This is a genomic window from Citrobacter sp. W9, assembly GCF_026719375.1.
Lineage (GTDB): Bacteria > Pseudomonadota > Gammaproteobacteria > Enterobacterales > Enterobacteriaceae > Citrobacter > Citrobacter werkmanii.
On the sequence record NZ_JAPPTE010000010.1, the window covers coordinates 110,949 to 123,417 of the forward strand.

The window sequence follows — 12,469 nt, forward strand, 5'->3', positions numbered from 1 at the left end:
AAAAGTTTTATTTTAATTATTTATTAACAATAATTTTGCTGGTATGGATATAAAATCCCATTAATTTAACCAATATTTAACCATTAATTTTCTTTAAATCTACAATAACGGACATAGATCACATTCACGGAACTTATGATTCATTCCCTCTTCCATTCGTAGTTAACTTCACCCCGTGACATGTCCTGCCCCCTACGAAAGGTACAACTATGAAATTCAAACTCGCATTACTCAGTGCAACCCTGGTTTCTGCATGCATGTTGTCCGGCACGTCCTTTGCGGCGGAAAAATATGAAATTGCTGTGGTTGCCAAAGTCACCGGGATTCCGTGGTTTAACCGGATGGAAACCGGCGTTAATGAAGCAGCAAAAAAACTGGATGTGAATGCTTACCAGACCGGGCCTTCCACGCCGGATCCGGCTCAACAGGTGAAAGTCATTGAGGATCTGATCGCCAAAAACGTTAACGCGATCATCGTGGTGCCGAATGATGCCAAGGTCCTTGAGCCGGTGCTGAAAAAAGCGCGCGATAAAGGCATCGTGGTGCTGACGCACGAATCCCCGGACGAGCAGATTGGTCAATGGGATATTGAAACCATCGACAGTGAAAAATATGCGCAGGCTAACGTCGATGAATTAGCGAAAAGTATGGGCGGTAAAGGGGGTTATGCCATCTATGTCGGTTCGCTGACGGTACCGTTGCATAACGCGTGGGCCGATTTTGCGATTAAGTACCAAAAAGAAAAATATCCCGAAATGTTCGAGGTCACTTCACGTCTGCCGGTCGCGGAAAGCATCGATAAATCCTACGCCACCACGCTGGACCTGATGAAAACCTATCCGCAGATGAAGGGCATTATCGGCTTCGGCTCGCTGGGTCCAATCGGTGCGGGTCAGGCGGTGCAGAAAAAACGCGCCAAAGATAAAATCGCCGTCGTCGGGATCGCCATGCCAGCACAGGCTGCGCCGTACCTGATGCGCGGCGATATCAAAAAAGCGCTGCTGTGGGATCCAAAAGACGCGGGATACGCGCTGGTAACGGTGGCCGATCAACTGTTGCAGGGTAAAGAAGTGAACGCCGATTTGAGTATTGATGGTTTAGGGAAAGCCGATATCGACACGGAGAAGAAAGTGATCCGCTTTAACAAGATCCTCGAAGTCACCAAAGACAACGCACAATCACTCGGTTTCTAAGGCTTTAGCCGACACCAGGGAACCTTAACGCCGACCGTCTGGTCGGCGCTATCAACCAAACTAACACTTAGCGTCCATGCGGACGTGCGCAGGGGTATTGTCCATGACAGACACCACCGCATTTATCACTCTTGAGAATATCAGCAAACAATTCCCGGGCGTGCTGGCGCTGGATAACGTGAATCTGACGCTGAGAAAAGGCGAAGTTCACTGTCTGGCGGGTCAAAACGGCTGTGGTAAAAGCACCATTATTAAAGTGATCTCTGGGGTGTATCATCCGGAAAAAGGCGCGCAGATTTTACTCGATGGTAAATTATTCCATCACCTGACGCCGCAGCTTTCTTCCCATTATGGTATTCAGGTTATTTATCAGGACCTGTCGTTATTCCCTAACTTTAGCGTCGCTGAAAATATCGCGGTCAACCGCTATCTGCCCGGTGGCGATATCTGGGTACGCCGTGGCGCGATGAAACAGCAGGCGCTGGCCGCCATGAAACGCATCGGCGTGAACATCGATCCCGATAAAAAAGTCGAAAAACTGTCGATTGCCGATCGGCAACTGGTCGCCATTTGCCGCGCTATTGCCGCCGATGCGCGTCTGGTGATTATGGATGAACCCACCGCTTCGTTAACCCGCCAGGAGGTCAATGGTCTGCTGCGGGTCGTCAACGAACTGAAAGCGGCCGGGATTTGCGTGGTGTTTGTCAGCCACCGTCTGGATGAAGTGATGGAAGTGGCGGACCGTATCAGCGTGATGCGCGACGGCAAACTGGTAGGAACATACCCAGCCAGCGAACTCGACAGTCACGAACTGGCCTTCCTGATGACCGGACAACGCTTCCACTACAGCCCGCTGCCGGAAAGACCCGCTATTGAGCAAGAGCCGCTGCTCGAGCTACGCAACCTCAGCCGCCGGGGGAAATACCAGAACATCAATTTATCGCTACATAGCGGTGAGATTGTCTCCATTGTCGGTCTGCTGGGTGCCGGTCGCACCGAGCTTTGCCTCAGTTTGTTCGGCATGACCCATCCGGAAAGCGGCGAAATGCGCATTAACGGTCAGCCGGTTACTCTGCGCAATAACCATGACGCCATCAAACACGGGATCGGCTATGTCTCAGAAGATCGCCTGACGCAGGGGTTGATCATGGAGCAGTCGATCTATGACAACACCATCGTCACGGTGTTTGACCAACTGCATACCGGCAGCGGTCTGCTCGATCATCGTAAAGCGCAAAAGCTGGTCGCCGATTTGATCCGTGAGTTGAACATTAAAGTCTCCGATCCGCATCTGCCGGTCAAAACGCTCTCCGGCGGTAATGCCCAACGCATTGCCATTGCCAAATGGGTGGCAACCCATCCGCGCATCCTGATCCTCGACTCCCCTACCGTCGGCGTGGATATCGCCAACAAAGAGGGGATTTACCAGATAGCCCGCGATCTGGCGGAACAGGGAATGGCGGTACTAATGATTTGCGATGAAATCCCGGAAGCGTATTACAACAGCCATCGTGTGCTGGTGATGCGCCGCGGCAAACTGGTGGCGGAATTTAATCCTCATCACTGCCGTGAAGAGGAGATTGCTGAAGTGGTCGAGGTAATCAATGAATAGTCTGCGTCTCTCCCGTTTAATCGGGCAACATGAATTCTGGCTGGGCCTGCTGGTCGTGGCGCTCGCCGTCGGGCTGAGCGTCAGTACCGATGAGTTCCTGTCGCTGGGCAATCTCACAGATGTCGCCACCAGTTACGCGATTCTCGGCATTCTCGCCTGCGGGCTGTTTGTGGTGCTGATTTCCGGCGGGATCGACATCTCATTTCCGGCGATGACCGCGATTGCCCAGTATGCGATGGCCAGTTGGGTGATCGCTCACGGCGGCAACTTCATATTGGCTTTAACCATCGCAATGGCGGTAGGTCTGCTGCTTGGGCTGATTAATGGCTTCCTGGTGTACTGGCTGCGCGTTCCGGCGATCATCATTACCATCGCCACGCTAAACGTCTACTACGGCCTGCTGGTTTATGCCACCAAGGGTACCTGGCTGTACGGCTTCCCGGACTGGTTTATGAACGGTATCAACTGGTTGTCGTTCACCGCGACAGACGGCTACGACTACGGTTTAACCCTGCCCCTGCTGTGCCTGGCGGCGGTGATCATCTTTACCGCCGTACTGATGAACTATACCCGTCTTGGCCGTCAGGTTTACGCCATGGGCGGCAACCGCGACGCGGCCTCGCGCCTGGGGCTGAATTTGCTGAAGCTGCATTTCTACGTCTATGGCTATATGGGCATTCTGGCAGGCGTTGCCGCCGTGGTTCAGGCGCAAATCACCCAGTCTGTTGCCCCCAATTCCCTGCTCGGCTTTGAGCTGACGGTGCTGGCGGCGGTCGTGCTCGGCGGCACCAGCATGAGCGGCGGGCGCGGTACGTTAACCGGAACGCTACTGGGTGTTGTGCTGCTGGCGTTCTTGCAAAATGGTCTGACGCTGCTGAGCGTCTCCTCTTACTGGCACACCGTGTTCAGCGGCGCCATTATCCTGGTCAGCATTAGCGCCACGGCCTGGAACGAAAAACGTAAACTGGCAAGGGAGCTTTGAGATGAAAACAATCGCCAGATTTTTACCCGGTGATGCCATCATTCGTCTGCAATGCGTCATTATTGTGGTCGTCGCCCTGGTCTTCTCGGCCCTGCTCGGCAGCCGTTTTTTCAGCGTCGCTAACTTCCAGTCGATCGGCTCGCAGTTGCCAATCCTCGGCATGCTGGCCCTCGGGATGGGCATGACCATGCTGACCGGCGGCATTAACCTGTCGATTATTGCCGGTGCGAACGCCTGCTCGCTGGTGATGGCGGCGATTATCGTCACCCACCCGGATAACCCGCTGTTTCTGGCGCTGGCGTTGATTGCAGGCGCAGCGGTGGCGGTGGCTATCGGCACGCTCAACGGCGCTTTAATTGCCTGGGTCGGCGTCTCGCCTATTCTCGCCACCCTCGGCACGATGACGCTGATCTCGGGGCTGAATATTTTGCTCTCCAACGGGACGGTGATTTCCGGCTTCCCGACCGCCATTCAATACCTTGGTAACGCGACGATTGCCGGTATTCCGGTGGCACTGCTGCTCTTTTTCCTCGTGGCAATCCTGCTGTGGGTGCTGCTGGAGCACACCACGCTTGGGCGCAGCCTGTATCTCGTCGGTTCCAATGAGCAGGCTACCCGCTACAGCGGTGTGAATACCGTACGGGTACAAATTTCGGTGTACGTTATTTCTGCCCTGCTCGGCTGGGTCGCCGCCATTCTGATGATGGCGAAATTCAACTCGGCAAAAGCCGGATACGGTGAATCCTACCTGCTGGTCACCATCCTTGCCTCCGTGCTCGGCGGTATCAATCCGGACGGCGGCTTCGGACGCATTATCGGCCTGGTACTGGCGCTGATTGTGCTGCAAATGCTGGAAAGCGGCCTTAACTTGCTGGGGGTCAGCAGCTATCTGACGATGGCGCTGTGGGGCGCGGTGCTGATCCTCTTTATCGCATTACAGAATCGTAAAGCCTGATTTCAGGAGAAAAAATTATGGCAAGTTACTTTATTGGTGTGGATGTCGGAACCGGAAGCGCCCGCGCTGGCGTGTTTGATCTCAACGGCAGAATGGTCGGTCAGGCCAGTCGGGCCATCGAGATTTACCGTCCGCAGGCCGATTTTGTTGAGCAGTCTTCCGATAACATCTGGCAGGCTGTGTGTAATGCGGTTCGCGATGCGATTAACCAGTCGGATATCAATCCTATCCAGGTGAAAGGTCTGGGCTTCGACGCCACCTGTTCACTGGTGGTGCTGGATAAAGAAGGCAATCCGCTGACCATCAGCCCTTCCGGGCGCAGTGAACAGAACATTATTGTGTGGATGGACCATCGCGCCATTACTCAGGCCGATCGCATTAACGCCCTGCATCATCGGGTGCTGGACTATGTGGGCGGTATTATCTCCCCGGAAATGCAAACGCCAAAACTGCTGTGGCTGAAGCAGCATATGCCCAATACCTGGGCTAACGCCGGTTACTACTTTGACCTGCCTGATTTCCTCACCTGGCGGGCAACGGGCGATGACACGCGCTCATTGTGCTCGACGGTGTGTAAATGGACCTATATGGGTCATGAAGATAAATGGGATGCCAGCTATTTCCGCCAGATTGGGCTGGAAGATTTGCTGGAGCACGATGCCGCCAAAATTGGCCGTTACGTGAAGACCATGGGCGAACCGCTCGGCCATGGGCTGTCAGCGCGCGCCGCCAGCGAAATGGGACTCATCCCCGGCACCGCGGTCAGCGTATCAATTATTGATGCCCACGCCGGTACGCTCGGCACGCTCGGCGCCAGCGGCGTTTCTGGCGAGGTGCCGGATTTCGACCGTCGTATCGCACTGATTGGCGGTACCTCCACCGGACACATGGCGATTTCCAAAGAGCCGCGTTTTATCGGCGGCGTCTGGGGGCCTTACTACTCTGCCGTGTTACCGGAATACTGGCTCAACGAAGGCGGACAGTCGGCTACGGGGGCGTTAATCGACCACGTAATTCAGTCGCATCCGTGCTACGACACCCTACTGGCGCAGGCTAAGTCCCAAGGGCAGACCATTTATGAAGTGCTGAATGCGTTGCTGCGTAAAATGGCCGGTGAGCCGGAAGATATCGCCTTCCTGACCCGCGATATGCATATCCTGCCCTATTTCCACGGCAACCGCTCGCCGCGCGCCAACCCAACGCTTACGGGTGCAATCACCGGACTTAAGCTGTCGCGCACGCCGGAAGATATGGCGCGACAGTATCTGGCGACCATCCAGGCCATTGCCCTCGGTACCCGGCATATTATTGAAACGATGAATCAAAGCGGCTACACCATCGATACGATTATGGCCAGCGGCGGCGGCACGAAAAACCCGATCTTCGTTCAGGAGCATGCCAACGCCACTGGCTGCGCGATGCTATTGCCGGAAGAGAGTGAAGCCATGCTGCTGGGCGGCGCCATGATGGGAACCATCGCCGCAGGCGTTTTTGACTCCTTCCCGGAAGCGATGTCGGCGATGAGCCGGATTGGTAAAACGGTCACCCCGCAAACCAACCGTATTAAGCAGTACTACGATCGCAAATATCGGGTATTCCACGAGATGTATCAGGATCATATGAAATATCGCCAGTTGATGCAGGAGGAGGCATGAGTAACTCATGGTCTCAAGCCACCGGCGTATTCCAGATCTACAGCGATGCCCTTGCGGGACTGGGACAGCATCTGACTGAGCCGGTCTGGCAGTCGCTGATGGCGGAACTGCGCGGATGCCAGGGGAAAATCGTCGTTACCGGCGTCGGCACCTCCGGCATTGCGGCGCGTAAAGTCGCGCATATGCTCGCCTGCGTGGAGCGCCCGGCGATTTATCTCAATGCCACCGATGCGGCGCACGGCGATCTGGGTTTTTTACGCGCCGACGACCTGGTTATTATGCTGTCGCGCGGTGGCAATTCGGATGAACTTACCCGGCTGCTGCCTGGGCTGGCGGCGAGAAATGTGCCGATCCTGAGCGTGACGGAAAACGCCAATTCGGCCATCGCTAAAGCCTCGAGGCTGGTGATTTCCACCGGCGTACAGCGTGAGGCCGACCCGCTGAACATGCTGGCGACGACCTCAATTCTGCTGGTTCTGGCTATCTTTGACGCCGCCTGCGCCTGTCTGATGAGTGAAAGCGGCTACTCAAAGGAGACGCTGCTGGCGGTGCATCCCGGCGGCGATGTGGGATTAACGCTGAGCCGTGGGCAGTAACGCCAGGCATCTGTTCCGGAGGTAATGAATCTGTTGCCTCCGGTGTATTGCTACGTTCACCGTATGTTTTTCACTTCTCTGAAATAATAGTACCCGTGAACGTGTTAAGGGTACTATCGCCGTACCCTTAACAATCCCGGCTCCCGGCGGGAAAATTGCCACTTCGTGGTTCCCTCCGCTTATTCCTCCAGGCTACCGGGCCGGGCGCGAGGTAGCGTCCTTGCAAAGCGCGCCCTGAGCCAGCATCCATGCTGGCTCTCCCGGCCTTACGGAAACAGGTCGGCAATTTTCAGCCGGACCAGCCCACACCTGACCACCTGTATTTTTATTTGAAAATATCTGAACAGCAAAACCGATATAGCTGAAAGCAAGAGCGCTGAAGCGACACCCCGATCCGGAATCACATGTTCTCCATAATGTTTAACAGCCATGCAGTACATCTCTACCAGTTCTTTTATATGTAAACTAAAGATAAAACCGTGAAAAAGTGGATTAACGCGCTGCGTTTCACTACCGCTATCTGTTCCGCACGTTAAAAATTCTGTGACGCTCCCCAGCATTCCTGGCGTAAAGCTTTCCATTCCGCAAATCTATGCGCAAACTTTAACTATTCTTATCAAACATACTCACGGGAGATTCTACAGATGATGTCAACGCTCGCCCCGCCATCTGTACTTTCCGCTCCCCAACGCCGTTGCCAGGTACTGCTGACGCTTTTTCTGCCGGGGCAGATTGCTACCGCGCAGACCTTCAGCAGTCTCAATGGCGTCGATGATGCCACCGTTCAGGAGGATATCATTGGCGCGGGGCTCGAAATCCAGCGCTATCATCGGCTCGCCATTACTTCCGCCCAGAATGGCGGCTATACGATCGAAGGCGCCCCGCTGAACCAGCGGCTGTGCCTGTTGCATTGGCTGCGCCGTGGCCTGCGGATCTGCCCGACGTTTATCACGCAACATTTCACACCCACATTGAAAATGGCGCTTAAACAGCAGGGCATAGCGCGCACGTTGTATGATGACACCAATCTGCATGCGCTGATTAACCTCTGCTCCCGACGCTTGCAAAAGCCCTTTGAGTGCCGTGATATCCAGTTCCTGCGGCTGTTTTTACAATACTGCCTGCTGCAACATCACGCGGGGATCACCCCGGAGTTTAATCCGCTCCAGCAGCGCTGGGCGCAATCCTGCGCGGAGTATGCGCTCGCTGAGGAGATTGCCCGCCACTGGCAACGTCACGTCATGCAAAGTGCGCCGCCGGGCGAATCGCTGTTTATGGCATTGCTGTTCTCAATGATTCGCATCCCCGATCCCATCCGCGATAACCACCAGCAGGATCGCCGTTTGCGTCTGGCTATCGCGCGGCTGGTGCTGCGTTTTCGCGAGTATGGCAACGTTCGCTTCAGCGATGAACAAGGGCTGAACGACCAGTTGTATATCCACCTTGCCCAGGCCCTGAACCGCAGTTTGTTTGCCATTGGTATTGATAACACGCTGCCGGAGGAGTTCAGCCGACTTTATCCCCGGCTGGTTCGCACCACCCGCGAGGCGATACACGGATTCGAAGCGGAATACGAAGTGCAATTTTCAGAAGAAGAGATCGGTCTGGTAGCGGTGATTTTCGGTGCCTGGCTGATGCAGGAGAAGGATTTGCACGAAAAGCAGATTATCCTGCTGACCGGCAGTAATGAACAACTCGAAGCGCATATTGAACAGCAGCTACGCGAACTGACGCTACTGCCGCTCAACGTAAAACATATGCCAATGCAGGACTTTCAAAAAGAGGGTGCGCCGCGCGGCGTAACGCTGATCGTCACACCGTACACTACGCCGCTGCCGCTGTTTTCACCGCCGTTGATTCATGCGGATCTGGCGCTGACGTCTCACCAGCAGCAGCAGATCCGCAAAATCCTCGAATCATAACGTCGCAGGCTGCGCCACCACTTTCGGGCGCAGCACGATAGCCGGTAGCGCCACCAGCGCCATCACCCAGAATACGCCGCTGCCCAGGTTTTGGTACAGGTAGCCAGCGAAAACGGTCATGATGGCGATACTGCCGCCCATCGCTATCGCGGAATAGACCGCCTGTAAACGAATCACTTCGCTTCCCTGTCGCGCCGCGATATAGCGCATTGCCGCCAGGTGGCAGACGGTGAAGGTACCGCAGTGCAGGATCTGCACCACAATCAGCCACGGTAGTTCGGTGTTCCAACCCATCAGCCCCCAACGCGCCACGCCGCAAACGGCGGAAAGCAACAGCAGATCGCGGGCGCTAAAGCGGCGGAACAGCTTGTGGCTAAGCGCGAAGATAATGACTTCCGCCACCACGCCCAATGACCATAAATAGCCCACCGCCGAAGCGGAATAACCAGCAGACTGCCAGTAAATGGCGCTAAAACCGTAATAGGCGGCATGCGCGCCCTGCAGCAGACTCACGCAGGCAAGAAAACGCCAGCTTTGCGTTATTAACGCGCGCCATGCGGGCCATCCCGCACTCTCCTGCTGACGGTTTTCACCAGCTGGCTGCACGCTCGGACGAATCATCATGCCCAGCAGCATTGAGGCGACGCCAAGCGACAGCAGAATAAGGATCACCCGATAGTCAAACAGGCTCACCAGCTTACCGGTCAGCGCAGAGCCAATCACAAAGGCCACGGATCCCCACAGTCGAACCCGCCCATAATCCATGGTTATCTGTTTTTGCCAGGTGTTAGCCAGCGCGTCGGTCAGCGGCACCAACGGTGAGAAAAACAGGTTAAATCCGACCATCACCACCATCAGCCACGCCACGTTGGTCCCCGCCCAGAAGGCCAGCGCAAACACCAATGTCAACAGAGCCAGAATACGTAAAGCGGTAATCAGACGAGAGGGATCGCTCACGCGCGGCGCAATCAGCAAGCTACCGAGAAAACGGGCAATCAGCCCCGCGCCCAGCAGTAAACCAATGGTTTCCGGCGTCAGCCCCAACCCTTCGAGCCAGACGCTCCAGAAAGGCAGAAAAATACCGTAGCTAAAGAAATAGGTGAAATAACCGAGCGCCAGCCAGCGCGTGGAATGCAAAGCCATGAATCCCTCCCGTTTGGAGACGGTAGTCTGGCGATAAACTCTGGCTGGCGCAAGAGACCATTAACAGGCAGATAACATGATTTTCGCCCTATTCGACACAAATTTGCATCGCAAAATGACAGCGTTCTCCCTGCGCTAAAACCTGCAATCCCGGCTGCCCCTGCATGTGGTGGGCATTCACCGGATGCGTCTGCGGCTCCAGGCACAGGAATGGTTCACCCGACATTCTGAACAGCATCAGCCACGGAGTTTGCGCTAAAATCGTGACTTTCATCACATCGCGCTGAATAACGGCCCGCCCGCTCCAGCCAGAATAACCCACATTCAACCAGGCATCTTCACCGTATTGCGCATGCATAAAATCCGCTGCGGGTGGAATATCACTTTGCCAGTCCAGTGGCAGATGCTGTTCCCCCTCCGGCCAGTAGCCGCTGGCAGTGAACTGGGCCGTACTGTACGTATCAAAGGCGAAAAACGGATGGAACCCGCAGCCATAGATCATCGGTCGTTCCCCGCAATGGGTGAGCGTCAATGAAGCATGCAGGCTCGACGCTTCCAGTTGGTAGCAAATCTGCGCCGTATAGTCGTAGCCACAGAGATGCCAACTGCGCAACTGTAGCAAACAACCGCTTGGTGTCGCGGTGATAACCCGCCAGCGCTGCAGCCAGCCGTCACCGTGCAGGAAGAAGTGTTCATCCGCCTCATGGTGCGGTAGCACAACCTCTCCCCCACGTAGCATAAAACGGTTGCCCGCCACCCGGTTTGCCACCGGCAGCATCGGGAACAGGCCGCAATCACCGGGCTGCTGACCATGACCTTCACGTAATATTGCCCGTTGATGTTGTAACGAAACCAGACTCAATAGCGAACCGCCCTGCGGATCTACGCACATCCGTAGATGTGCGTTTTGAAGCATCAGCAGAGAATTCATTAGCGGGTGCTTCGTTGTTGGCTTGATGCGCCAACTTTCGTATGCTGCGCCGCCAGCTGTTCCTCCAGCGCTTCCAGCGTCACGCCTTTGGTTTCCGGCACATTACGCAGAATATAGATAAAGCCCATCGCGCAAATCACACCGTAGAGCAGGAAGCTTCCCGATGCGCCCAGACTCGCATTCAGCAGTGGGAAGGTATAGGTCAGCAGGAAGCAGGCAATCCACAACGCCAGCGTGCCGAGCGACATCGCTAACCCGCGAACACGGTTGGGGAAAATTTCGGACAGCAGCACCCAGGTTACCGGGGCCAGCGTCAGGGCGTAAATGGCGATCGCCGCCAGCACCAGTACCAAAACCGGCCAGCCCAGAATGCCCAACCCGTATGCCCCGGCAATGAGTATGTAGATAACCGTCAGCCCTGATGCACCAAACAGCATCAGTTTACGACGCCCAATTTTGTCCACCAGCGGCAGAGCGGCAAGGGTAAAGACCAGATTGATGATCCCGGTCGCTACGATCGATTTTAACGTGCCGTTGATGTCGAATCCGGCAGAAGCAAATATCTCCTGCGCATAGTTGAAAATAACGTTGATCCCACACCACTGCTGGAACACTGCCAGCACCATGCCAATAATCACTATCGGTTTGATCTGCGGTTGTAACAGTGATGACCACGCGACCTTGTGGTTATCTTTTTGTAGCGTATGTTCAATCTCTTTCAGCGTTTGCCCGGCATATTCCGCCGAACCAATGCGCTGCAGCATGGTGCGCGCACGTTCGGCTTTTCCTGCCTTCACCAACCAGCGCGGCGATTCAGGGACAAAGAACATCAGCACCAGGAAAATTACCGCGGGCACTAATTCAGCGCCAAACATCCAGCGCCAGCCCGTCTGACCGTTCCAGCTTTCCACAATCGCCTGCTGCGTAGCGCCTGTAGCGACAGGTTCGGCAATCATCAGGTTGATAAGCTGCGCCGCCAGGACGCCAATGACGATGGTGAGTTGGTTAACGGCAACAAAGCGACCACGCTTTTCCGCCGGGCTGACCTCAGCGATATACAGCGGGCTTAGCGCGGATGCCAGACCAATCCCCACGCCGCCAACGATGCGATAGACAACAAACATGTCAAAATTGCTGGCAACTGCTGTTCCCCAGGCTGAAGCGCTAAAAAGGATTGCCGAGAGAATCAGCGGCATCTTTCGGCCAAACTTATCGGCACACCAGCCGGAAATCAGCGCACCAAAGATACAACCAACCAGCGCCGAGCTCATCGCCCAGCCAGATTGCGCCGGATCGGTAATCGAAAAATAAGCTTCATAGAAGGGCTTTGCCCCGCCGATCACCACCCAGTCATAGCCAAACAGTAAACCACCGCAGGCGGCAACCAGGCAGATAGTCCAGACGTAACCAATCTTTAAATGTGTCTGCGCGTTATTCATTATGATTCCTCTTTCAGGGAAACGCAGGGGACAGAAGGTTT

11 protein-coding genes are annotated in these 12,469 nt (G+C 55.2%); 7 read left to right on the plus strand and 4 right to left on the minus strand.

Annotation, left to right across the window (positions count from 1 at the left end):
* The first annotated feature begins 209 nt into the window (after window positions 1–209).
* From OOJ59_RS15615 to OOJ59_RS15640, 6 genes are all read left to right on the plus strand, one after another.
* A complete protein-coding gene (locus tag OOJ59_RS15615) occupies window positions 210–1,193 on the plus strand; it encodes an autoinducer 2 ABC transporter substrate-binding protein (RefSeq protein ID WP_038642638.1) in 984 nt (327 codons plus the stop codon).
* A gap of 103 nt (window positions 1,194–1,296) precedes the next feature.
* Window positions 1,297–2,805 (plus strand): sugar ABC transporter ATP-binding protein, encoded by a 1,509-nt coding sequence (locus tag OOJ59_RS15620; RefSeq protein ID WP_069324450.1) that lies wholly within the window; start codon window positions 1,297–1,299, stop codon window positions 2,803–2,805.
* Complete coding sequence (locus OOJ59_RS15625; protein ID WP_038642642.1) at window positions 2,798–3,787, plus strand: ABC transporter permease; 990 nt, start codon at window positions 2,798–2,800, stop codon at window positions 3,785–3,787. Before OOJ59_RS15620 ends, OOJ59_RS15625 begins: the two co-directional genes overlap by 8 nt.
* A 1-nt stretch (window position 3,788) precedes the next feature.
* Window positions 3,789–4,742: an ABC transporter permease gene (locus OOJ59_RS15630; protein WP_038642644.1), complete on the plus strand. Its 954-nt coding sequence runs from the start codon at window positions 3,789–3,791 to the stop codon at window positions 4,740–4,742.
* 17 nt (window positions 4,743–4,759) lie between these two features.
* A complete protein-coding gene (locus tag OOJ59_RS15635) occupies window positions 4,760–6,397 on the plus strand; it encodes an FGGY-family carbohydrate kinase (RefSeq protein ID WP_038642646.1) in 1,638 nt (545 codons plus the stop codon).
* Window positions 6,394–6,993 carry a KpsF/GutQ family sugar-phosphate isomerase gene (locus OOJ59_RS15640; RefSeq protein ID WP_150345307.1) on the plus strand — a complete coding sequence of 200 codons (600 nt, stop codon included), beginning with the start codon at window positions 6,394–6,396 and terminating at the stop codon, window positions 6,991–6,993. The genes OOJ59_RS15635 and OOJ59_RS15640 overlap by 4 nt, the downstream gene beginning before the upstream one ends.
* A 266-nt stretch (window positions 6,994–7,259) precedes the next feature.
* Here the strand turns inward: OOJ59_RS15640 and OOJ59_RS15645 are convergent, their stop codons facing one another.
* Entirely contained in the window at window positions 7,260–7,574 is a 315-nt protein-coding gene (locus OOJ59_RS15645) for a hypothetical protein (protein WP_193157094.1), read from the minus strand.
* A gap of 63 nt (window positions 7,575–7,637) precedes the next feature.
* Here OOJ59_RS15645 and csiE point away from each other — a divergent pair, with 63 nt between their 5' ends.
* Window positions 7,638–8,915 carry a stationary phase inducible protein CsiE gene (gene csiE / locus OOJ59_RS15650; protein ID WP_038642650.1) on the plus strand — a complete coding sequence of 426 codons (1,278 nt, stop codon included), beginning with the start codon at window positions 7,638–7,640 and terminating at the stop codon, window positions 8,913–8,915.
* Here csiE and OOJ59_RS15655 read toward each other — a convergent pair.
* From OOJ59_RS15655 to OOJ59_RS15665, 3 genes are all read right to left on the minus strand, one after another.
* Window positions 8,910–10,058, minus strand: coding sequence for a 3-phenylpropionate MFS transporter (locus tag OOJ59_RS15655; RefSeq protein ID WP_160956113.1), 1,149 nt, complete (start codon window positions 10,056–10,058; stop codon window positions 8,910–8,912). The genes csiE and OOJ59_RS15655 overlap by 6 nt on opposite strands.
* Window positions 10,059–10,146: 88 nt before the next feature.
* A complete protein-coding gene (locus OOJ59_RS15660) occupies window positions 10,147–10,989 on the minus strand; it encodes an aldose 1-epimerase (protein WP_085049315.1) in 843 nt (280 codons plus the stop codon).
* Window positions 10,989–12,428, minus strand: coding sequence for a sugar porter family MFS transporter (locus tag OOJ59_RS15665; RefSeq protein ID WP_085049314.1), 1,440 nt, complete (start codon window positions 12,426–12,428; stop codon window positions 10,989–10,991). Before OOJ59_RS15665 ends, OOJ59_RS15660 begins: the two co-directional genes overlap by 1 nt.
* Between the last annotated feature and the right edge of the window lie 41 nt (window positions 12,429–12,469).

Coding starts and splice junctions, on each gene's coding strand:
- OOJ59_RS15620 (WP_069324450.1), top strand. CDS start 1,297: ATGACAGACACCACCGCATTTATCACTCTTGAGAATATCAGCAAACAA.
- csiE (WP_038642650.1), top strand. CDS start 7,638: ATGATGTCAACGCTCGCCCCGCCATCTGTACTTTCCGCTCCCCAACGC.
- OOJ59_RS15640 (WP_150345307.1), top strand. CDS start 6,394: ATGAGTAACTCATGGTCTCAAGCCACCGGCGTATTCCAGATCTACAGC.
- OOJ59_RS15625 (WP_038642642.1), top strand. CDS start 2,798: ATGAATAGTCTGCGTCTCTCCCGTTTAATCGGGCAACATGAATTCTGG.
- OOJ59_RS15645 (WP_193157094.1), bottom strand. CDS start 7,574: ATGGAAAGCTTTACGCCAGGAATGCTGGGGAGCGTCACAGAATTTTTA.
- OOJ59_RS15660 (WP_085049315.1), bottom strand. CDS start 10,989: ATGAATTCTCTGCTGATGCTTCAAAACGCACATCTACGGATGTGCGTA.
- OOJ59_RS15630 (WP_038642644.1), top strand. CDS start 3,789: ATGAAAACAATCGCCAGATTTTTACCCGGTGATGCCATCATTCGTCTG.
- OOJ59_RS15665 (WP_085049314.1), bottom strand. CDS start 12,428: ATGAATAACGCGCAGACACATTTAAAGATTGGTTACGTCTGGACTATC.
- OOJ59_RS15635 (WP_038642646.1), top strand. CDS start 4,760: ATGGCAAGTTACTTTATTGGTGTGGATGTCGGAACCGGAAGCGCCCGC.
- OOJ59_RS15655 (WP_160956113.1), bottom strand. CDS start 10,058: ATGGCTTTGCATTCCACGCGCTGGCTGGCGCTCGGTTATTTCACCTAT.
- OOJ59_RS15615 (WP_038642638.1), top strand. CDS start 210: ATGAAATTCAAACTCGCATTACTCAGTGCAACCCTGGTTTCTGCATGC.